The sequence below is a fragment of the Methylobacterium durans genome, assembly GCF_003173715.1.
Taxonomy (GTDB): Bacteria; Pseudomonadota; Alphaproteobacteria; order Rhizobiales; family Beijerinckiaceae; genus Methylobacterium; species Methylobacterium durans.
In genome coordinates this window covers 5,143,403-5,163,185 of sequence record NZ_CP029550.1, presented here as the reverse complement: position 1 = coordinate 5,163,185, position 19,783 = coordinate 5,143,403, and the positions used below count along the sequence as shown (strand labels likewise).

Sequence of the window (19,783 nt, the reverse complement as noted above, 5' to 3'; positions counted from 1 at the left end):
GCCGTCAGCTCCCCCGGTAGGTCTGGTAGCCCCACGGGCTCGCCACCAGCGGCACGTGATACTGCCCCTCCGGATCGGCGACGCCGAAGCGCAGCGTCACCACGTCGAGGAAGGGCGGCTCCGGCAGGTCGAGCCCGGCCGCGCGGTGATAGTCGCCGAGACCGAAGCGGAGTTCGTAGGCCGCGATCGGAACCGGGCGTCCGCCGATCAGGGGCGCGTCGGTGCGCCCGTCCGCGTTGGTCTCGGTGCGGGCGACGACGACCGCCTCCGTCGCCGAGACGATCTCGGCGAGCTCCACCGCGACGCCCTCGGCCGGGCGCCCGCTCGCGGTGTCGAGGACGTGCGTCGAGAGGCGGCCCGCGGTTCGAAGTGCCCCCTCCCCGCTCACCAGGGCGGCGAGGCGGATCGCGGCGATGCGCAGCACCTCGGCCTCCGCGTTCCGGCGCTCGGCCTCCTCCGTGCCGGCGAGCCGCGCCGCGAAGGTCCTCAGGAGCGAGGCGCGCCCGTGCCGCTTCACGCAGACGATGAAGGGGAAGCCGAAGCGGGCGCGGTAGGCGGCGTTGAGATCGTCGAAGCGGGCGAACTCGGCCTCCGACAGCCGGTCGAGCCCGGCGGCCGCCTGCTCGGCGATCGAATCCGCGGCGATCCGCCCGGCGCGCGCCTCCCGCCCGGCGAGCTCGGGATGGCCCGTCAGCAGAGTGCGGCGCTGCGCTTCGGGCGCGGCGGCGACCGCCTCGCGCATCGCCGCGAACAGATCCTCGACGCGGGCGAAGGGCCGGCGCCGGGAGGTGGCTTCCGCGACCCAGGGCGCGTGCTCGAACACCGCACCGAGGGCCGCGACGACGTCGGCGCGCGGGGCCGTGTTCAGGGTGCCGAGATCCCAGCTCATCGCCCGCGCAACGCTCCTCCGGTGCCGTGGCCCGCGACCGTAGCAGACAACGGGCCAGGGCGGGGGGGCGGCGGCACGGGGCTTGCCGATCCTCCGGGCGGGATCCGAATATCACCCCCGGAGGAACGACCATGCCCCTGACCGCGTCGCGCTATGGCAAGGCCCGCGTGCGGGTGATGCGCCTCACCCGCGACGGCGACCACCACACCCCCCGCGAGCTCGACCTCACGGTCCTGATCCGGGGCGGCTTCGATGCCGCCTGGACGGAGGGCGACAACCGGGCCTGCATCGCCACCGACAGCCTGCGCAACATCGTCAACGTGGCGGCCGCCAACAACCTCTCGGCGGGCGCGGAGGATTTCGTCGGTGCGGTCGCCGCGATCCTGCTCGAGACCTACCCGCAGATCGCGGAGGTGAGCGTCGAGGCGCGGGAGACCCGCTGGAGCCGACACGCCGTCGATGGGGCGCCGCACGGCCACACCTTCCTCCGCGACGGCAACGGCTTCGGCTATGCCGGGCTCGTGGCGGAGCGGGGCTCGCGCCGCCTGCGATCGGGCCTGCGCGGCTTCACCTTCATGAAGACAACGGGCTCGGGCTGGGCCGGCTTCGTGGACGACGGCTACCGGACGCTGCCCGACACGACCGACCGGATCGCCGCGACCAGCATGGACGCCACCTGGACCTGGGCGCGCGCGCCCCACGATTACGCGGCGGCGAACGCGGCCGTGCTCGCCCGCCTCCTGGAAATCTTCGCCACCACCTACAGCGCCGGCATCCAGGACAGCCTGTACCGGATGGGCGAGGCGGCGCTCGCGGCCCTGCCGGAGATCGCCGAGATCCACTTCGCCATGCCGAACAAGCACTACATTCCGCTCGACCTCAGCCCCTTCGGGCTCGCCAATCCGGGCACGGTGTTCCTGCCGACGGACGAGCCGCACGGGCAGATCGAGGCGACGATCGGCCGGACTTGAGCGCTCTACTCGGCCGGGGCGAGGGCCTTCGTCCCGTCGCTCCGGGTCAGCCCGAGGAAGCCGAGGGCCGCGGCGAAGATCACTAGCCCGAACAGGGCCGCCGTCCCGAGGACGAGGCCGAAGCCGCCGCGCTCGTGCATCAGCGCGATCATCGGCACCACGAAGCCCGCGACCGTGAAGCCGAGGAAGTAGCGCACGCTGTAGGCCCGGGCCCGGTATGCGGGCGGCACGTAGCGGGCGATCATCGCGTCGTTGATGACGACCTGCCCGTAGAGCGCCGCGATCGTGATCACGAGCCCGATCAGGAGCGGGATGCCGGAGGTCACCGCCGCGAGGCCGAGCCCGATCGGCTGCAGCACCGACAGGCCGGCGAAGAGGACCGGCAGGGTGAAGCGGTCGACGAGGCGGCCCATCGCGAGCTGGGTCAGGGCGCCGAACACGAAGATGATCGTCGCGACCGAGCCGATCAGCTGGAGCGACAGCCCCGCGGCGAGGCGTTCGTCGATCACCTTGGGCAGGGCGATGGTGGTGAGGTTGAAGGTCAGGCCACCCGCCACGATCGCGATGCCGAACACGGCGAGCAGCGCTGCCGGGCGCGAGACCGGGATCACGCTCGCCCCGGCGCCTTTCCGCGCGGCGCCCTCGCCGTCGCCCGGCACGAGGGCCACGAAGGCGATGCCGCAGACGAGACAGATCGTGCCCGGCACCAGGAAGGCCGCCTGCCAGCCGAGATGGGCGGCGAGGATGGCGGTCGCGCCAGAGGCGAGCGCCGCTCCAAAATTCCCCCAGACCCCGTTGATGCCGAGGTCACGCCCGAGGCGGCGGGCATGGCTGACCAGCATGGTCGAGCCGACCGGATGGTAGATCGCCGAGGCGAGGCCGAGCACGCAGAGCCAGAGGGCGAAGGCGGTGGGGCTGCCGGCGCTCGCGACCCCGAAGCAGGACAGGCCGTAGCCGAAGAAGAACACCGCCAGCATGTTGCGCCGGCCGTAGCGGTCGGCGAGCCAGCCCATCGGCAGCGAGCAGAGGCCGAAGCCGACGAAGGCGCCCGTGGCGAGCCCGATCAGCTCGCCGTAGCCGAGGCCCGTCTGGGCCGCGATGGCGAGCACCGCGGTCGGGTAGATCAGCAGCACGTAATGGTCGAGGCCGTGCGCCACGTTCACGAAGCGCAGGGTGCGGCGGGACAGGAGCTCGGAATCCATCGGGCGGGTGCCTTCGCAGTCTCGCACCTGTGTACCTGACCCGTTGGACGGTGTCGGGCCGAAGGTGTACGCGATCGGGCCAGGTTGGGGGGCGGCCATGCGTTCGATCCGGGCCGAGGATTATCAGGACGTCCCGCGACGGGTCGCGGTGATGCCGAAGCACTTCGCGGCCGGCAGCCGTACCGAGCGCCACTTCCACAAGCGGGCGCAGCTTCTCTACGCCACCACCGGGCTGATGATGGCCACCGCCGAGGACGGGACCTGGGTGGTGCCGGAGGGGCACGCCCTCTGGATCCCGCCGCGCCTGCCGCACGCGGTCGTCATGCACGGTGCCGTCTCGATGTGCTCGGCCTACCTCGCCGCGGAGGCGGTGGCGGCCTTCCCCGAGCGGGCGCAGGTCATCGAGGTCTCGGACCTCCTGGCCGCCGCGCTCGCGGCCCTGACCCGGGAACCCGTCCTCTACGACGAGGCGGGCCGCGGCGGCCATCTCGCGGCGCTCGTGCTCGACGAGATCGGCCGCGCGCCGGAGACGCCGCTGACCCTGCCGCTGCCGCGGGACGGGCGGCTGCGCCGCGTCTGCGTCGGGCTCATCGACGATCCCGCCTCGCCCCTCGATCTCGATGCCTGGGCCGAGCGCGCGGGCTTGAGCCGGCGCACCCTGACGCGGGGCTTCCGCCGGGAGACCGGCCTCAGCTTCGACGCGTGGCGGGCCCGGGCCCGGGTCGTGCGGGCGCTGGCGCTCGCGGCCGACGGGCGCGCGGCCCGCGAGATCGCGTCCGCGGTCGGCTACCGCAGCCTCCAGGCCCTGCGCGGACGGATGAGCAGCCTGCTGCCCGATCGGGGAACGCGCGACGCCGGGGCGGGAAATGTCCGCGCTCGGACAAATCAGTAATCGCCGCCGTTATCGCGCCGTTCATCTCGGATAGGCTAGGACAAAGCGAATCCCCCCGGAGACCGCGCGATGATGAGTGACGATTCCCCAGATCGGAATCAGCAGGCCGCCTCGCGCGTCGCGCTGATGTTCATCCTTCTCGGCCTCGCCATCGTCGTCTACGCCCTGATCCTGACGACCATGCACTGAGCGCTCGGCGGGCCGCCGGACGCCTACGGGAACCGGCAGGAGCCGTAGCTGATGCTGACGTCGCTCTTCGATTCCGGATTCATCTGCGATTTCGCGAATTTCAGCTGCGAATAGTCGATCGTCAGGAAGTAGATTCCGTTCTGGCATTTCATCGTGTTGCGCGGCCGGCCCTCGTTGAGGCGCGGCACGACCTTCTGGCACTCGTAGAACTCCGATCGCCCGGCCGAGATCAGGTTCAGCGTGTCGCCGCCCGAGGTCAGCGAGAAGGAGCGCCGGTCGATCTCCTCGCTCCGCGGCGCGTCGGGCTTCGCCGGCTCGCTCAGGCGGATCGCGACTTCCTCCGAACAGATGAGTGCGCGCCGCGTCTGCGCCATGATGGGTGACGCGCTCGCGAGCAACAGCGCGATACCGATCACCATCCGCATGATGATGCCCCCTGCTGGGCCGCGTCGGCGACGATTCCCGTCGTCCTGCGCGCCAGATCCTTTTGTTCCCCGGCCTCAGGCCGGTTTCAAGAAGCGCGCCGGCCACACCACGGGTATACTGCATCGGTCCGTTAGCGCACGCTCCGATGGGCGGGAGCCTATTCGGTTCTCGCGCAGCCGAGCTTTCCCGCTCATGACCCTTGGCAAGTCACCGATCGCGATCCGAAGCCGCCAGGACAGATACCGATTCCAATCGATCCGAAGAGGCAGGATTGAGGTTGCGAAGAGCTGTTTAACCGAATGATCACATCGGTGCCTTAGCTTCGGCTTCTCAGCCGCCGGAGATCGCCGTTCGTGCCGTTCTGGATCCCAGCACTATCCCTCTGCGGTCTCGTCTGCCTGATGATCATTCCGGCTCCGGGATACTGGGGCGTCCTCATCGGCGGCCTTTGTCTTCTGATCATCCTCGTCTGGGCCGTGCTCGCCCTGCTCGACCGGGTGCTGGAGCCGCTCCGGCGCAGGCTCGCATTCTGGCGGGAGACGCGGGCCCGGAAGCGCCGCCGCGCCGTCCATTCGGGCTCCGGGATCGCCCGGAAGGTCTGACGGCGCGGGCGGCCGGTCCGGCCACTGCAGATCCGGGCAGCGCGGAACCGGGCCCTCCCCTTCCTGCATACCTGTCTGGCGTCGGCGCCCGAGGGGCCCGGCGCAACGACAGCGTTCCGAGAGGATTCGGATGAAGGATGTACCCCTGGGGGCCAAGGGCAGTTTCTCGATGCTGGTCGGGCCGCAGCATCTCGCGAACCAGTTCAAGGACGCGATCCTGCCGCCCGTCTTCGCGACGCCGATGATGGTGCTGGCCATGGAGAACGCCGCCCTCAACGCGATCCGCGCCTATCTCGAGCCGGGCGAGAGCGCGGTCGGCTCAAAGGTCGAGGTCACGCACTTGGCCGCGACGCCGGTCGGCCATTGGGTGCGGGCGGAGGCCGAGGTCGTCGCCGTGAAGGGGCGCCACCTGCAGTTCAACGTCGCCGCCTACGACGAGGCCGAGAAGATCGGAGAGGGCGCGCACGAGCGGGTCGTCGTCGAACTCGATCGTCTCCGCGCGCGGCTCGAGGCCAAGCAGCCCGCCGCGCAGTTCGGCCGTCCCTGACGATTCGCGTCGCGGGCGGCACCCTCCGCCGCCGCGTCAGCGAAGCGTGGCGGGTCCGCAGGCCGACGAGATCAGGAAGGTCGTCGGCGAGCGTGGGCGATAGGGTAAAGGATAAGCTGCCCTATATCGCTGCCGGCGCAGTTGCCGATAGTGTGCGGATTCCTGCAGATTTCTTGTGTGGCTCTCTTGATTCGCTTGCCCGCCGGGTGATCTATGCGCGAGAGGGGTAACGAGAACTATAGGATTGCACACGTGGTGGATGAACCTCAGGTACAGAACCTCGACTTCGTAGAGCTCGCCGGCGACATCGTGTCCGCCTACGTTTCCAACAATTCTCTGCCCGTGGCCGAGCTGCCCGCGCTGATCATGAGCGTTCACACGGCCCTGAATGGCCTCATGAAGGGTGGCGCCGCCGCCCCGGTCGAGACGGTCGAGAAGCCGACGCCGGCGCAGGTTCGCAAGTCGATCACGCCGGACGCGCTGATCTCGTTCATCGACGGCAAGCCCTACAAGACGCTCAAGCGCCATCTCTCGACGCACGGGCTCGACCCCTACAGCTACCGCCAGCGCTACGGCCTGCCCAACGACTACCCGATGGTGGCGGCAAGCTACGCCGCGCAGCGCTCCGAGCTCGCCAAGTCGATCGGCCTCGGACGCCCCGGCGGCCGTACCGAGGACGAGCCGTCGTCGAAAGGGCGCCGGAGCCGCAAGGCCGCCTGACCCGGGCCCCGTGGCCCGATGCCAAGGCCGCTCGACGCGCGATCGGAGCGGCCGGCCGGGCTCGTTCCGACGTTCCGGGCTTTCCCGCAGGGCACACCTGACGGCGCCCCGGAACGTCGATCGCCCGCGTTCCGCGCGGTGCCCCGATGATGAGAATGCGAACGGTTTCGTTCGGCGGATCGCCAGGTTTCGCGGTGATGCTGCGGCATGATCCGCGACCCGCTCAATGCGCGCGTCCTCGCCGCCGCCGCCGCCCTCGGTGGTCTCGTGGTGATGATGCTCGAGCCCGCGCCGAACTGGCACACGGTCGCCGTCGGCCTCCTGGCGCTCGCCGCCTTCGCGGGTCTCTCGCTCGCGGGCGGCCGCCGTCCGGCCGGCGCGATCCAGGGCCCGCGCCGGATCACCGTCGAGGTGATCGTCGAGGATCGGCCGCTGCCCGGGCCCGCCTCGTCGCCGGACGCGTCCCCGGCCCGGCAGCGGGAGGGCATCTCGGCGCATCCGGCGATGCTCGCGGGCGTGCGCGCCCGGCGCGCCCGGCGCTAGCCGGCGATCGGACCGACTCGCATCAACGCGTCCGTTCGCTGCTGGAACTCATGCGGCGCGCGACGTAGTCGCCCGAGCGCGACGCCTGCCCGAAGATGAGCCAGGCGAGGCCGAAGCCGATCGCTCCGGCGATCAGGAGGCCGGTGGCGGTGGTGCCGTCGACCTCACCGACGGCCCGGCTGCCCTGTCGATAATAACGGGCGCCGCGCTTCGAGAGGTCATCCCAGGTGTCGGACGCCCGGTCGCCGACGTCCTGAAGCGTCTCCCTGGCCTGCTGCGCCATCCCGGGGCCGCCATCGGCCGGCCGCCTCGTGCCGGATCCGGCCTGCCCCGACGAGGCTCCGTGCGGATCGTTCGCGTGGATGTCTGCCACGGCGTGTCTCCCTAGCTGGCACGGCCCTCAGGCCGGCGTGCCCTTCCTGCTGGTCATCCGGCTGCGGTCCGCCGGCTGCTCGTTGCCGATCTCTGGGTTGCCGCGCGGCTCGGTCTTCGGATTGGTCCCGCTCTGGATCGATCTGTCCTCGGCACCCCCGAGATCGAAGCCGGGCCGGTCCGCGCCGCCGCTCGGTCTGCCGGCCGCCTTCGGATCGGGGCGCTCGGTCGGAACCTTGGGCTCGATGCCTCCGTCCTTGCCCTGATTCATCGCGGCATCTCTCCCTTCGCCCCTGCATCGCGGCATCTCTCCCTTCGCCCCTGCATCGCGGCATCTCTCCCTTCGCCCCTGCACGGCATGATCGAATTTTGAACGCCAGGTTGTAGTCCGATGTTCCTTCGACGGGCGTGACCGCGCGCTTCGCCGCAAAATCTCACGTAGAAGTTGAATTTTCGGGGCGGCCCGCGCTGGTGCAGAGGCCGGCCAGGCGATCGAGGCAGATCCGCATCCGCCTGACATGGCTGCCCGGCCAATAGAGGCGCGCGCAGGCCGGACAGATTCGGAACGGCCCCGGCAGGACCCGGCTCGATGCCGGGGCCCGGGCGATCTCGTCGGCGCCCGCTTCGCGCAGGGGCGTGTTGTCCACGAGGCAGCGGCTGAAGGCGGCGGAGCGCCAGTCGACCGGCCGGATCCGGCTCAGCTCGGCGGCCTGATCGTCGGCGCGCCCCTCCCGCAGCAGGAGCGCGCCAGCGCCCACCCGTGCCGCGAAGGCGCGGTCCCGGGTCAGCAGGAGGCGCTCCTCGTTTGCGGCCAGGGCCAGGAGGTCGGCATCCGGCGCGCCGGGCGCGGCGAGGCGGGTATCGTGCCCGGCCGCCCTCAGCAGGCGGGCGAGGCCCCCCATCATCGCGTCGCAGAGGTAGCGCTCGTCCATCCGGGGGTGGCCTCATCGTCCGATTCCGTGAACCAAGCGCTGGGCGCTCCGGCGGTTCAGCGGCCCGGTGATGCGCCGCGGGCTGAACCGTGGCCGCCCCCGCCGACTTTCCGAGCGACAGGGACAAGCATGGACCGGGAGATCGTGGCCGATGACGAAGAGCCGCTGGAGTGATGCCGACATCCCTTCCCAGGCGGGGCGCCTCGCAATCGTAACCGGCGCGACGAGCGGCCTCGGCTACGAGGCGGCGCGCGCGCTCGCGGGCGCGGGAGCCCGCGTCGTGCTGGCGGCGCGTGACGCGAACAAGGCCGCCCGCGCGATGGCCTCGATCCGGCGGGTCCATCCCGAGGCACGGCTGGATTTCCGGCCCCTCGACACCGCGAGCCTCGCCTCCGTGCGCGCCTTCGCTGACGGCTGGCAGGCCGAGGCGCAACCGGTCGACGCGCTCCTGCTCAATGCCGGGATCGCCTCCGTCCCGCGCCGGGAGGAAACCGCGGACGGGTTCGAGCGCCAGCTCGGCACGAATTATCTCGGCCATTTCGCCCTCGCGGGGCTGCTCCTGCCGCATCTGCGGCCGGGGCCCGCCACGCGCGTCGTCGCGGTCGCGAGCATCGCGCACCGGTCGGGCCGGATCCATTTCGACGACCTGCAGCTGCGCCACGGCTACGCGCCCCAGGTCGCCTATCGCCAGACGAAGCTCGCCCTGCTGATGTTCGCGCTCGAACTCGACCGGCGCCTGCGGGCGGCCGGATCGGCCGTTCGCGCCCTCGCCGCCCACCCGGGGCTGGCGCGAACGGACATCACCCGGCGCGGCGACCGGGCGGGCCCCTGGCGCGGCTCGCCGGACGCGCGATCTTCGGCGCCATCGGCCAGTCGGCCGCCCGGGGCGCCGGCCCGATCCTCCACGCGGCGACCGCGCCGGAGGCCGAGGGCGGAGCCTATTACGGGCCGGACGGGTTCCGCGAGTTCTGGGGCGATCCGGCCGTCGCGGACGTCGCGCTGCACGCGTGCGACGCCGACGCGGCCCGGCGCCTCTGGGCCCTCTCGGAGGCACTGACGGGCGTGCGCGTCCCTCTCCCCGGGCCAACCGCCGCCCCGCTCGGGTGAGCCGCCCCTACACGATCCGGATCGACAGGTCGGGCAGACCCTCGATCCGGCCCCGCAGCACGTCGCCACGCACCACCGGGCCCACATTCTCCGGCGTGCCGGAATAGATGATGTCGCCGGCCTTCAGCTCGAAGGCCTGGGACAGGTGCGCGATCTGCTCGGCCACGGACCAGATCATGTCGGAGAGGTCGGCCCCCTGACGCACCGCGTCGTTCACCGCGAGCTCGATGCGGCCCCGCACCGGGTGGCCGATCCGCTCGGCCGGCGTGATCGGCGTGATCGGCGCGGAATGATCGAAGCTCTTGCCGATCTCCCAGGGCTTCTTCTGGTCGCCCATGCCCCGCTGCAGGTCGCGGCGCGTCATGTCGAGGCCGGTGGCGTAGCCGTAGACGTGGTCGAGCGCCCGCTCCTTCGGGATGTCGCGCCCGCCCGACCTCAGCACGGCGACGAGCTCGATCTCGTGGTGGTAGTTCTTCGTCAGCGTCGGATAGGGATGCTCGCCCACCTGCCCCGGCTCGACGACCTGGATCGCGTCCGCGGGCTTCTGGAAGAAGAAGGGCGGCTCGCGGACCGGATCGGAGCCCATTTCGCGGGCATGCGCGGCGTAGTTGCGCCCGATGCAGTAGATGCGCCGGACCGGGAAGGCCTGCGCCTCGCCGAGGATCGGGATGACGGCCTGCGGCAGGGCGAACAGGGCCGGCGCGGCCGCGGGCTCCGCCGCGGCCGTCCGCGCGAAGGTATCGGCCGCCGTGGCGGCGAGGCCGCCGGCGACGCTGAGGGCAAGGCGGCGGGTGATGGTGCTCATCGATCGGATTCCACGGGTGCGGGGGCGGCCCGCGATGCCGGCGCGCCGGTACGGAACGCTACCGCAGGATGCGCGGCGCGGGTAGCCGACTGCGCGACCACGGTGCGCCGGAGGGCGTCCGCCCCGGCGGTGCCGAGGGCTCCGGGCTCGGTGACGAACGCTCTTTGCGCGCGGCCGGAACCTCGGGCGCGGCCGGTGTTGTCTCCAGTGAGGGCAAATCGCCGCCGATCCTCAAGGAGGCAAGCATGACCGAGCGACATGCGCAGATCACCGATCCCATCATGGAAGGCGCCCATGCCCGGGCGGTCGGGCGGCCGAAGGACGCCTGTCCCTACCCGGCGGGCTCGGCCGAGCGGCGGGCCTGGTTCGAGGGCTACGACGGCGCGCCCGCCGACGACGGTCCGGACCTGCCCCTCGATGCGGGCGGCTGAGGCGGGACAGAAAAACGGGCCGCCGGCGCGGCGGCCCGAAGTCGAGGGAGGAAACGCCCGTCCGTGACGGGAGGCAGCCCCGCCGAGACGACACGACGGGGACCAGCCCACCAACCGGTGCCCCTGGCCCCGGTTCCTGGAAAGGAGTCTTGCGCCGCTCCGCCCGCGCTGCGGGGGTTGACCGGACCCCGGCTTCGGCGCCACCGCTGGAGCGCTGCGCACGACGCGCAGCCCGCGTGCGAGGCCGCCATGCCCGAGACCGCGCCGAGGGATCCGCCCAGGATCACCGGAATCCTCCTCGACCTCAGCGGGGTCGTGTTCCTCGGCGACGCGGCGATCGGCGATGCGGTCGCGAGCCTCGCGGATCTGCGGGCGAAGGGCCTCCCGCTGCGCTTCGTCACCAACACGACCTCGAAGCCGCGCCGCGTCCTCCTCGACAGGCTGCACCGCCTCGGCATCCCGGCCGAGGGCGGCGACGTGTTCACGCCGGCTCTCGCCGCCCGGGCGCTCGTGGCGGAGCGGGGACTCTCGCCGTACTTCCTGGTGCATCCGGACCTCGCCGAGGATCTCGACATGCGGCCGACCGGCCCGGTCGACGCGGTGATCGTCGGGGATGCCGCACGGGGCTTCTCCTACGACGCCCTCAACGCCGCCTTCCGTCTGATCGACGGCGGCGCGGCCTTCATCGCGCTTGCCCGCAACCGCACCTTCGAGGACGGGGACGGACGGCTCAGCCTCGATGCGGGACCCTTCGTCGCCGCGCTCGAATGCGCCGCGCGCCGGGAGGCCGAACTCGTCGGCAAGCCGGCCGAAGCCTTCTACGCCGCCGCCGTGGCGGATCTCGGCACCGCGCCGGCGGAGACGGTGATGGTGGGCGACGACGTGGAATCGGATGTGGCCGGCGCGCTCGCCGCGGGGATCGCGGGCATCCTCGTCCGGACCGGCAAGTATCGGGTGGGCGACGAGACGCGGATCGATCCGGGGCCGACAGCGACGGTCGCCGATCTGCGCCGGGCCGTGGACTGGATCCTCGAGCGCGCCTGAGGACGCCTCGCCGATCCGGCCGGCCGGTTGCGGTCCGGCACGGCCCGGGGCGGGGCGTTGCCCGCCTGCCGCACTCGCGATCGCGCGCTCCGAACCCCTCGGAATCAGGCCGCTTCCCGCCCGTTCCGGTAAGGAACCGTTAACGAATGGGGCGGAGAAATGATCTTGCCAATACTTCGCGGGATCATCCCGATGTCAGAAAATCGCAGCCTTGTACGTCGGCAGACATTTCGGCATGCCGAGATCATCATCAGCGCGGCCCTCGCCTTCACCTGCTCCGTCGCGAACCTCACGGAAGCGGGTGCGCTCCTCCTCGTGCGCAGCGAGAGCGCCGTTCCGGACGTGTTCGATCTGACGATCGGCCCGAGCGACGACCGGCACCCGTGCCGCGTGATCTGGCGGCTTCCGGGCGAGGTGGGCGTCTGCTTCGAGACCACGCGGGCCGAAGCCTGAGCGCGGACACCTTTCGCGGGCGCGCTTGCCTCTTCCGAGGTATCGCGCAGAGCATTCGAGCCCTCGAATTGACAGTGCCGGGCGGCTGAACTCTGCTCAGATCAAGACGAATACGGTCTAGGAGGACGCCGGCTTCCGCAGGGCAGCGACAGGAGCTTGGCATGTTGATCGATCGGCACGGGCCATTCACCCGAATCGTGTTCGGGCTCGGCAAGGTGGCCTTCGACGGGCGGCCGGACGACCTCGACTGCGTCGTCTGGGGGACGACCGACACCGGGGCGACGATCGAGGTCGATCCGCAGATCGCCCTGCCCTACACGGTCCGGTTGCGCGTCGAGGGCTACGCCTTCGACAGGCTCTGCGTCGTGGTCTGGCGCCAGGGACGCAAGCTCGGCCTCGACTACGCCTGCTGAGCGGTAACGAATTCTTAATCGCTCCCGCGCGAGCCTGGCAGGGTCGCTGCGGCCTCGTCCCTCTCGGGGGCCGAACGGCACACGGGCCGCGCAGCTCCGGTGCTCCCACCGAACTGCCGGCCCGCTGTGATTCCCCCGCCCTCTCTCCGGCGGGTGCCCCCGTCAGCCGCGGCGGCTGAGGGCGGCGGGGACGGGGCAGGCCGCCTCGAACGGCCCCAGCACGACGTCGCCCTGCCGCGGATTGTTGACCGTGAAGGGCTTCGTACCCTGTTGCCCGAAGAAGCCGCGGCCGAGTTCCGCAACGAAGAACTGCGTGCCGAACTCGACGTAGCAGCGGTCGATGAGCGCTTGATAGCGGAACTGCGTGCGCATGACGGGCTCGCCGCCGGAGCCGAGGCACTGGACGCCAAGATCGAGCGTGCCGGGCTGCGCCAGGCGCAGGGTCGCCGACCGTCCCGGGCGAACCGCGATCGGCGGTCCGCCGTCCTGGCTGACGATGAGGAGATTGGCCGAGCGATTGTAGACTCGCCGCAGGCAATCCGCGGAGGCGTCGCCGGCCCATCCGGCGAGCGTGGCGGCGGCGACGAACGCGGCACAGAGTTTCGATTGCGGGCGCATGGCCATTCCGTCTCCCCGGGCCGCCGGCGGATGCCGGGACGCGCCCCATCTCGATCCTTCCCGGGATCTAGGGCGCAACCTGCGCCCTGGCAGGGGCGGCCGGCTCAGCAGCGGTTGCAGATCGACCGGGCCGCCTTCGCGCCCTCGTCGAGCAGGTCGCTCATCATCTTCTCGCGGTCGTAGGAGGGACCGAGCACTCCCGTGCCCGCGGCGAGCGTGCCCTTCCCGGCGCGGACGCTGGCCGTCGCGTGCGGTTCCTCCGCGGGCTTCGCGTCGTCCTCGGCAGCCGGAGGATCCCTCAGCGCCCGCCCGGTCAAGTTCACCGGAGGCTCGATCTTCGCGTAGTCCACGCGCGGCTGGGCCTCCCAGCGGGCGCGCGCCGTCGCCGTCCGCTTGAGGGCCGTGTAGGGCTCGACGGCCCCGCGCCCGGCTCCGCCGCGGCCGAGCAGAGTGCCCGGTATCGCGACGTCGGGCATGGCGGCCTCGGGCCCGTTCACCTCGGGAATGACCGTCCCGGGCCCCGTCGCCGGCATCGCGGCGGGTGCGAGGGAGGCGTACTGCGCCGAGGGCGGGAACAGATGGTTGCACCCGCTCACGGAGAGGAGAAGCCCCCGCCCACCAGTAGCCGCTTGCTCACCATGCCGGATGCTCCCTCAGCTCTGGCCTTCCTCGCAGATGGGGCCGGAGCTTAGGCGTAAAGGGAGTCTTAATGACAGTGCCGAATGGTCACACCGCACCGACGGTATTGCTTACGACGTTGGGATTATTTGCGGAGCATGCCAGAAGCGGTGGGGCATTATTTCCGCGACGGTTGCCGGCCCCGCGCGGGCGGGGCCGGTGATTGTTCGAGTCCCGGAGAGCAGGAGGCCGGGCGGTGCCCTACTGCGCCAACCCGACCTCGACGAGGTTGTCGCTGTAGGTCGGCGAGTGCCCCATGCCGCCGTAGGTCGACGCGCTGATCACGTTGACCGCCCCGTCGCGGTTCAGCGCGTGCCAGTAGCCGAGCGAGGCCACCACCATGCCGGGCGGCACGTCCTCGGTGACCCTGGCCTCCCCGTGGAAGGCGCCGCGGTCGTTGAAGACCCGGACGAGCGCCCCTTCGGTGACCTGCCGCATCAGCGCGTCCCGCGGGTTGATCAGGATGGCCTGCTCGCCCTGCGCGCGGATCTTGTGCGCCTCGTTGGCGTATTGCGAGTTCAGGAAGCCGTGGCTCTTCGGGGAGACGATGTTGAGCGGGTAGCGCTCGGCCAGGGCCGGATTGGATTCCGGCCGCTCATTCGCCGGCACGTAGCCGGGCAGCGGGTCGAGGGCCTCGCCGCCCTGCTTCGCCTCGTACATCTGGCGGAAGGGCGGCGCGACGAAGTTGCCCGCATCGAGGGCGGCCTGCGAGAAGAACTCGCACTTGCCCGTCGGCGTCGGGAAGTTGCCCTCCGCGTGCGGCGTGCGGGTCTCCGGATCGCCGATGTCGAGCCGGTACCAGCCGTGCTCGCGGAAATGCGCCATCGTGATGCCGCCGAGCTTGGGGCTGTCCCAGTCGAGATACCACTCGATCAGCTCGGCCTCGCTCATCGCGAATTGCGGCTCGGTGAAGCCGAAGGTTCGAGCGAGCCGCCGGAACAGCTCGGCGTTCGAGACCGCCTCGCCCGGCGGCTCGATCGCCTTCTGGTTGAGGGTGAAGAAGAAGTGCCCCCACGAGAACATCATGTCGTCGTGCTCGGCGGCCATGGTGGCGGGGAGCAGGATGTCGGCGTAGCGCGCCGTGTCGGTGACGAAATGCTCGCTGACGACCGTGAACAGGTCCTCGCGGGCGAGGCCGCGCTTGATCTTTCCCGTCTCCGTCGCGTTCGAGACCGGGTTGGCGTTGTAGACCATCAGGGCGTGGATACCCGGCTCGATGCCCGCCTCGCCGGTGAGGATCTCGCCGAGCTTGAGCACGTTGAGCGCCCGCGTCCCCTCGGGGATCAGGTCGGGCCGGCAGACCCGGTCCCAGTGCACGGGGAATTCCCAGAGCGGCATCTGGTAGACGCCGCCGCCCGGATCCTTCCAGGAGCCGGTCAGCGCCGGGAGCGAGAAGATCGCCCGCAGCGCCTGGGCGCCGCCCGCGCTGCGCTCGACGGCGATGCCGGGCCGCAGGGCCGCGTTCCGGGTGGTGGCGTATTCCCGCGCGAGTTGCCGGATGTCGTCGGCGGGGATGCCGCAGATCTCGGCCGCGTATTCCGGTGTGAAGGAGGCGGCGCGCTCCTTCAGGGCGTCGAAGCCGACCGTGTGCCGGGCGATGTAATCGTCGTCCGTCAGCCCCTCGGCGATGATCACCTGGATCATCGCCATGGCGAGCGCCCCGTCCGTGCCGGGCTTCGGCATCAGGTGCCAGTCGGCCTCCTTGGCGGTGCGGGAGCGGAAGGGGTCGATCACGACGACCTTGGCGCCGTTGCGCTGCGCCTCCTTCACGATGTGCCAGTGGTGGAGGTTCGTCGAGACGGAGTTGCAGCCCCAGATCACGATGTACTTCGACTGGGCGAAGCTCAGGGGATCGGTGCCGTTCGTCGGGCCGACCGTCAGAAGCCAGGCCGTGCAGGAGCCCGAGCCGCAGAAGGTCTTCTCGGCGACCGTGGCGCCGAGCCGGTTGAAGAAGGCGTCGCCGACCGTGAGCCCCTGCACCACGCCCTCGTTGCCGAGGTAATTGTAGGGTAGGATCGCCTCGGCGCCGTGCTCCGCGATGATCCCGCTGAAGCGCCGGTGGATCTCGCCCAGCGCCTCGTCCCAGCTGATGCGCTCGAACTGGCCCGAGCCCTTCGGACCGGTGCGGCGCATCGGGTAGAGGACGCGGTCCGGATTGTAATGGTGCTTGTCGAAGTCCTTGACCTTCGCGCAGAGCGCGCCGCGGGTCATCGGGTGGTCCGGATTGCCGCGAACGTTCGTGAGACGGCCCGCCTCGACCGTGTAGATCATCGAGCAGGTGTCTGGGCAGTCGTGCGGGCACGCGCCGAGCTTGGTTGTGGCCTCTTCGAGCATTGTCCGATCCCTATGGTTTGATTTGGTTTTTATGATTTTGCTTCGGTGCGGCCCGGCGCCGTTCGGGCGCGCGTTTCGGCGGCCGGAGGCCGGCCTGGGCCCCGGTTCGACACGGTGCGGAGATCGCCTGCCGCGATCGATCCGTGAGAGACGTGGACCACGGCATCGGGCGCGTCCGGGCCTTGCTCAGCCAGCGCGCCGAGGGTGCATGAATCTGGAAGCGTTGCAAGGTGGCGCGTCGCGCGCTCCCGTCGTGACGCACGATCCCCCTGATTCGGCCGCGGCCGATCCGATCCTCGGCCCGGGAGCCCCGCGATGCGCCTCTTTCACGGCCTCTCGGCCTTTCCGCTGACGCCGGCCGACGCGAGCGGGCGGGTCGACACCGAGGCGCAGGGCCGGCTCCTGGATCCTCTCTGCGCGGCCGGCGTCGATTCGATCGGTCTTCTCGGCAGCACGGGCATCTACGCCTACCTGACGCGCGAGGAGCGGCTGCGCGCGGTCCGGGCGGCCGTCGCCCGCGTCGGGGGACGGACGCCCCTCCTCGTGGGTATCGGCGCCCTGCGGACGGATCAGGCGCAGGGGCTGGCGCGGGATGCCGCCGACGCTGGGGCCGACGCGCTGCTCCTCGCACCGGTCTCCTACACGCCGCTGACGCAAGGAGAGGTCTACGAGCATGTCCGCGCCGTGGCGCGGGCGACCGACCTGCCGATCTGCCTCTACAACAACCCCGGCACCACCCACTTCACCTTCGGCCGTGAGCTCATCGAACGCCTCGCCGGCCTCGAGGCCGTCGCGGCGGTGAAGATGCCCCTGCCCGCCGACGGGGACTTCGCGGGCGAATTGACGGCCCTGCGCTGCCGCACCGCCCTCTCGATCGGCTACAGCGGCGACTGGGGGGCGGCCGACGCGCTCCTGGCCGGGGCCGACGCTTGGTACAGCGTCGTCGCGGGCCTCCTGCCGCGTCTTGCCCTGTCGCTCGTGCGGGCCGCGCGAGCCGGCGACGAGGTGGAGGTGCGGCGGATCGACGAACGCTGCCGGCCGCTCTGGGACACGTTCAGGACGTTCGGCAGCCTGCGGGTGATGTACGTCCTGCAGGATCTCCTCGCGCTCGGGACGGCCGAGCCTCCGCGCCCTCTCCTGCCGCTCGGCGACGCCGACCGCGAGCGCATTGCGGAGGCGCTCGCGCCGCTGCGTGCCGGGGAGGCAGGTTGACGCGCCGCCTCAGGCGGCGAGCTCGATCGGGAGCCTCGCGCGGGCGAGGCGCGAATTCCGGTAGCGCTCGTCCTGCGTCACCTCCCGGCCGATCCAGGGCGGCAGGTCCACGGGCTGGTCCTCGTGGGTCAGCTCGACCTCGGCGAGGATCAGGCCCGCCAAGCGGCCCTCGAACACGTCGACGTCCCAGACGAGGCCGGCATGCTCGATCCGATAGCGGGTCTTGGCGACGCATTCGTCGGTCCTGAGAGCCAGGAACATCGCCTCTCCCACCTCGGTCGAGACCTCGCGTTCGACCTCCTCCCGGGATGCGCCCCTGCGCCTGCCCTTCCAGGTGAAAAAAGTCCGGTTGCCCGCCCGACGCACCCGGAGGGTGTTCTCGGCATCGGTGTGCAGGTAGCCCTGCAGCATGGGCAGCCCGAACCGGCAATGCTCCAGCACGGCGCGGCTGGCGAGGAACTTGCGCTCGATCTCAAGGGCCATGCAGGAGCCAGACGCTGTTGCGGGGCGGGGTCGGTACGCACGGGCTTCACGCGAGGGCACTCGCAGGAGCGGTGCGCGTTGTCATGTCCTCGTCGCCGCAGTCCGGAGCCTGCGATCCACTAACCAAGGTGAATGCCCCCATTTTGGTTGCAGCGGCGCAGAGCACCGGATGGCAGGCGCACCCACAAGCGCACCTAACGAGGAGGCGGAACTGAAGAAGAAGCGGCGCTCGCCCTACGCACAGGTCGCGGCCCTGCCGTTCCGGCTCGGCGTGAAGGGCCGGCCCGAGATCCTGCTGGTCACGTCGCGGGAAACGCGGCGCTGGATCATCCCGAAGGGCTGGCCGATGCCGGGGCGCAAGGACCATCGGGCCGCCGAGCGCGAGGCGTACGAGGAGGCCGGGCTGAAGGGACAGATCGGCAAGAAGGCGGTCGGCAAGTATCGGTACGACAAGCGGCTGGGCGACGGCAGCACCGTGGCCTGCGCCGTCAAGGTGTTCCCGCTCGAAGTGTCGGACGAGCGCAAGCGCTGGCCGGAGAAGAAGCAGCGCCGCCGCCGCTGGTACCGACCGGCCGAGGCGGCCGACCTCGTGAACGAGCGCGACCTGCAGAAGCTCCTGTTGAGCTTCGGGGCCGAGATCGACCGGGGCTGACACCCCATCCCCTGCCCGGCCCGGAAATACCCTCGATGCACCCGTTGAACCCGCTGCTGCGCGCCACGGACCGGCCGGCCATCCCGCTCGTCCAGGCCTGGGCCTCGCGCTACGCGCAGGATCGGGGGCCGTTGCTCGACCTGTGCCAGGCCGCTCCGGGCTACCCGCCCCCACCCGGCCTGCTGGTGCGCCTGGCCGAGGAGGCGCGGGACCCGTCGAACGCGCGCTACGGCGCCATCCTCGGGGAACGGTCGCTGCGAGACGCCTACGCGCGGCAGGTCTCGGACCGGCTCCGAGGGCGGATCGAGCTCGATCACGTCGCGATCACCGCCGGCTGCAATCAGGCCTTCACCCTGGCCGTCCTCGCCCTCGCCCAGCGCGGCGACGCCGTCGTGCTGCCGAGGCCGTGGTACTGGAACCACAAGATGACCCTCGACATGCTGGGCATCGAGGCGGTGCCGCTTCCCTGCGCCGAGGCGGCCGGCTTCGTGCCGGATGCCGGGGCGGCGGAGGAGCGCATCACAGCGCGGACGCGGGCGCTGGTCCTCGTCACGCCCAACAACCCGACCGGCGCCGTCTATCCGCCCGCGACCCTCGCGGCCTTCCGCGATCTCTGCCGGCGGCGCGGCATCGCGCTCATCCTCGACGAGACCTATCGCGACTTCCTTCCGGACGGCGCGGCGAGACCGCACGACCTGTTCTGCGACCCCGACTGGGCCGACACGCTCGTCAACCTCTACAGCTTCAGCAAGGCCTACGGCATTCCGGGCTACCGGCTCGGGGCCGTCGTCGCGGCCCCTGCGCTGATCGAGCAGGCCTTCAAGGTTCTGGATTGCCTCCACGTCTGCCCGCAGCGGCCCGCCCAGGCCGCCATGGCGGCTCTGCTGCCCGCCCTCGACGATTGGCAGGCGGCCAACCGCGCCGAGATCAACCGGCGCGGCCGGGCAATCCGCGCGGTCTTCCGGGACCTGCCGGGCTGGTCGGTCGCGTCTCAGGGTGCGTTCTGCGCCTTCGTCCGCCATCCCTTCGCGGGGGAGACCGCCGCCCGAATCGCCGAGCGGTTGGGCTGCGAGCACGGGGTGGCGTGCCTCCCCGGCAGCGCGTTCGGCGACGGGCTCGAGGCCTATCTGCGCCTCGCCTACGGCGGGATCGGCGAAGCCGATATCCCCGAACTCGGAGCGCGCCTGTCTCGCTGGCCGGCCTGAGACCCGCAAGGGTAGGGAGCGCGGGGGCGGCGTGAGCCGGGGCGCTTGCGGCCCGGGATCTCA

24 protein-coding genes and 1 pseudogene are annotated in these 19,783 nt (G+C 71.2%); 14 read left to right on the top strand and 11 right to left on the bottom strand.

The annotated features are described in order from the left end of the window. Positions 1-4: 4 nt before the first annotated feature. Positions 5-889: a 2-oxo-4-hydroxy-4-carboxy-5-ureidoimidazoline decarboxylase gene (gene uraD, locus DK389_RS23805; protein ID WP_109893317.1), complete on the bottom strand. Its 885-nt coding sequence runs from the start codon at positions 887-889 to the stop codon at positions 5-7. 131 nt (positions 890-1,020) lie between these two features. On the opposite strand from uraD, the gene pucL reads away from it, so the two are divergent. After that, a complete protein-coding gene (pucL, locus tag DK389_RS23800) occupies positions 1,021-1,860 on the top strand; it encodes a factor-independent urate hydroxylase (protein WP_109893315.1) in 840 nt (279 codons plus the stop codon). A 5-nt stretch (positions 1,861-1,865) separates the two neighbouring features. On the opposite strand, the gene DK389_RS23795 is transcribed toward pucL, so the two are convergent. Next, complete coding sequence (locus DK389_RS23795) at positions 1,866-3,062, bottom strand: MFS transporter (protein WP_109893313.1); 1,197 nt, start codon at positions 3,060-3,062, stop codon at positions 1,866-1,868. Between the two features lie 97 nt (positions 3,063-3,159). On the opposite strand from DK389_RS23795, the gene DK389_RS23790 reads away from it, so the two are divergent. Next, on the top strand, positions 3,160-3,954 hold the full coding sequence (locus DK389_RS23790) for a helix-turn-helix domain-containing protein (protein WP_109893311.1): 795 nt from the start codon (positions 3,160-3,162) through the stop codon (positions 3,952-3,954). 212 nt (positions 3,955-4,166) lie between these two features. Here DK389_RS23790 and DK389_RS23785 read toward each other — a convergent pair whose 3' ends face one another. Next, on the bottom strand, positions 4,167-4,568 hold the full coding sequence (locus DK389_RS23785; protein ID WP_162560810.1) for a hypothetical protein: 402 nt from the start codon (positions 4,566-4,568) through the stop codon (positions 4,167-4,169). A 354-nt stretch (positions 4,569-4,922) separates the two neighbouring features. On the opposite strand from DK389_RS23785, the gene DK389_RS23780 reads away from it, so the two are divergent. The 4 genes from DK389_RS23780 to DK389_RS23765 all read left to right on the top strand — a co-directional run bounded on the left by DK389_RS23780 (position 4,923) and on the right by DK389_RS23765 (position 6,981). Then, the gene (locus DK389_RS23780; protein ID WP_109893307.1) at positions 4,923-5,171 is read left to right on the top strand and encodes a hypothetical protein; all 249 of its coding nucleotides are present in this window, start codon (positions 4,923-4,925) and stop codon (positions 5,169-5,171) included. Positions 5,172-5,301: 130 nt separating this feature from the next. Further along, complete coding sequence (locus DK389_RS23775; RefSeq protein WP_109893305.1) at positions 5,302-5,718, top strand: thioesterase family protein; 417 nt, start codon at positions 5,302-5,304, stop codon at positions 5,716-5,718. 252 nt (positions 5,719-5,970) lie between these two features. Then, positions 5,971-6,438, top strand: a complete 468-nt coding sequence (locus DK389_RS23770) for a Ros/MucR family transcriptional regulator (protein ID WP_236960314.1) — start codon at positions 5,971-5,973, stop codon at positions 6,436-6,438. Between the two features lie 207 nt (positions 6,439-6,645). Further along, the gene (locus tag DK389_RS23765; protein WP_109893301.1) at positions 6,646-6,981 is read left to right on the top strand and encodes a hypothetical protein; all 336 of its coding nucleotides are present in this window, start codon (positions 6,646-6,648) and stop codon (positions 6,979-6,981) included. 22 nt (positions 6,982-7,003) lie between these two features. Here DK389_RS23765 and DK389_RS23760 read toward each other — a convergent pair whose 3' ends face one another. The 3 genes from DK389_RS23760 to DK389_RS23750 form a co-directional block, all read right to left on the bottom strand. Beyond that, positions 7,004-7,354 (bottom strand): hypothetical protein, encoded by a 351-nt coding sequence (locus DK389_RS23760; RefSeq protein WP_109893299.1) that lies wholly within the window; start codon positions 7,352-7,354, stop codon positions 7,004-7,006. 27 nt (positions 7,355-7,381) lie between these two features. Beyond that, a complete protein-coding gene (locus DK389_RS23755; protein WP_109893297.1) occupies positions 7,382-7,624 on the bottom strand; it encodes a hypothetical protein in 243 nt (80 codons plus the stop codon). Positions 7,625-7,787: 163 nt separating this feature from the next. Then, positions 7,788-8,285: a Mut7-C RNAse domain-containing protein gene (locus DK389_RS23750; RefSeq protein WP_109893295.1), complete on the bottom strand. Its 498-nt coding sequence runs from the start codon at positions 8,283-8,285 to the stop codon at positions 7,788-7,790. Between the two features lie 151 nt (positions 8,286-8,436). Between DK389_RS23750 and DK389_RS23745 the strand changes: the two are divergent. Then, a pseudogene (locus tag DK389_RS23745) lies at positions 8,437-9,392 on the top strand (oxidoreductase). Positions 9,393-9,399: 7 nt separating this feature from the next. On the opposite strand, the gene DK389_RS23740 reads toward DK389_RS23745, so the two are convergent. Further along, the gene (locus DK389_RS23740; protein WP_109893293.1) at positions 9,400-10,197 is read right to left on the bottom strand and encodes a fumarylacetoacetate hydrolase family protein; all 798 of its coding nucleotides are present in this window, start codon (positions 10,195-10,197) and stop codon (positions 9,400-9,402) included. A gap of 245 nt (positions 10,198-10,442) precedes the next feature. Between DK389_RS23740 and DK389_RS23735 the strand changes: the two genes are divergently transcribed. From DK389_RS23735 to DK389_RS23720, 4 genes are all read left to right on the top strand, one after another. Then, the gene (locus tag DK389_RS23735; RefSeq protein ID WP_109896786.1) at positions 10,443-10,628 is read left to right on the top strand and encodes a ribosome modulation factor; all 186 of its coding nucleotides are present in this window, start codon (positions 10,443-10,445) and stop codon (positions 10,626-10,628) included. A gap of 249 nt (positions 10,629-10,877) precedes the next feature. Further along, complete coding sequence (locus DK389_RS23730) at positions 10,878-11,672, top strand: TIGR01458 family HAD-type hydrolase (RefSeq protein ID WP_109893291.1); 795 nt, start codon at positions 10,878-10,880, stop codon at positions 11,670-11,672. Between the two features lie 192 nt (positions 11,673-11,864). Next, on the top strand, positions 11,865-12,125 hold the full coding sequence (locus tag DK389_RS23725; RefSeq protein ID WP_109893288.1) for a hypothetical protein: 261 nt from the start codon (positions 11,865-11,867) through the stop codon (positions 12,123-12,125). A gap of 161 nt (positions 12,126-12,286) precedes the next feature. After that, positions 12,287-12,538 carry a pilus assembly protein PilZ gene (locus DK389_RS23720; RefSeq protein WP_109893286.1) on the top strand — a complete coding sequence of 84 codons (252 nt, stop codon included), beginning with the start codon at positions 12,287-12,289 and terminating at the stop codon, positions 12,536-12,538. Between the two features lie 162 nt (positions 12,539-12,700). Here DK389_RS23720 and DK389_RS23715 read toward each other — a convergent pair whose 3' ends face one another. From DK389_RS23715 to DK389_RS23705, 3 genes are all read right to left on the bottom strand, one after another. Further along, positions 12,701-13,162 carry a hypothetical protein gene (locus DK389_RS23715; protein WP_236960312.1) on the bottom strand — a complete coding sequence of 154 codons (462 nt, stop codon included), beginning with the start codon at positions 13,160-13,162 and terminating at the stop codon, positions 12,701-12,703. A gap of 98 nt (positions 13,163-13,260) precedes the next feature. Then, a complete protein-coding gene (locus DK389_RS23710) occupies positions 13,261-13,752 on the bottom strand; it encodes a hypothetical protein (protein WP_109893284.1) in 492 nt (163 codons plus the stop codon). 283 nt (positions 13,753-14,035) lie between these two features. Beyond that, a complete protein-coding gene (locus DK389_RS23705; protein ID WP_109893282.1) occupies positions 14,036-16,168 on the bottom strand; it encodes a molybdopterin-containing oxidoreductase family protein in 2,133 nt (710 codons plus the stop codon). 315 nt (positions 16,169-16,483) lie between these two features. Between DK389_RS23705 and DK389_RS23700 the strand changes: the two genes are divergently transcribed. Then, positions 16,484-17,380: a dihydrodipicolinate synthase family protein gene (locus DK389_RS23700; protein WP_109893280.1), complete on the top strand. Its 897-nt coding sequence runs from the start codon at positions 16,484-16,486 to the stop codon at positions 17,378-17,380. A gap of 9 nt (positions 17,381-17,389) precedes the next feature. Here DK389_RS23700 and DK389_RS23695 read toward each other — a convergent pair whose 3' ends face one another. Beyond that, a complete protein-coding gene (locus tag DK389_RS23695; protein WP_109893278.1) occupies positions 17,390-17,863 on the bottom strand; it encodes a CYTH domain-containing protein in 474 nt (157 codons plus the stop codon). Positions 17,864-18,032: 169 nt separating this feature from the next. Here DK389_RS23695 and DK389_RS23690 point away from each other — a divergent pair, with 169 nt between their 5' ends. Beyond that, positions 18,033-18,515: an NUDIX hydrolase gene (locus DK389_RS23690; RefSeq protein WP_109893276.1), complete on the top strand. Its 483-nt coding sequence runs from the start codon at positions 18,033-18,035 to the stop codon at positions 18,513-18,515. Between the two features lie 35 nt (positions 18,516-18,550). Continuing rightward, on the top strand, positions 18,551-19,720 hold the full coding sequence (locus tag DK389_RS23685) for an aminotransferase (protein ID WP_109893274.1): 1,170 nt from the start codon (positions 18,551-18,553) through the stop codon (positions 19,718-19,720). The last annotated feature ends 63 nt before the right edge of the window (positions 19,721-19,783 follow it).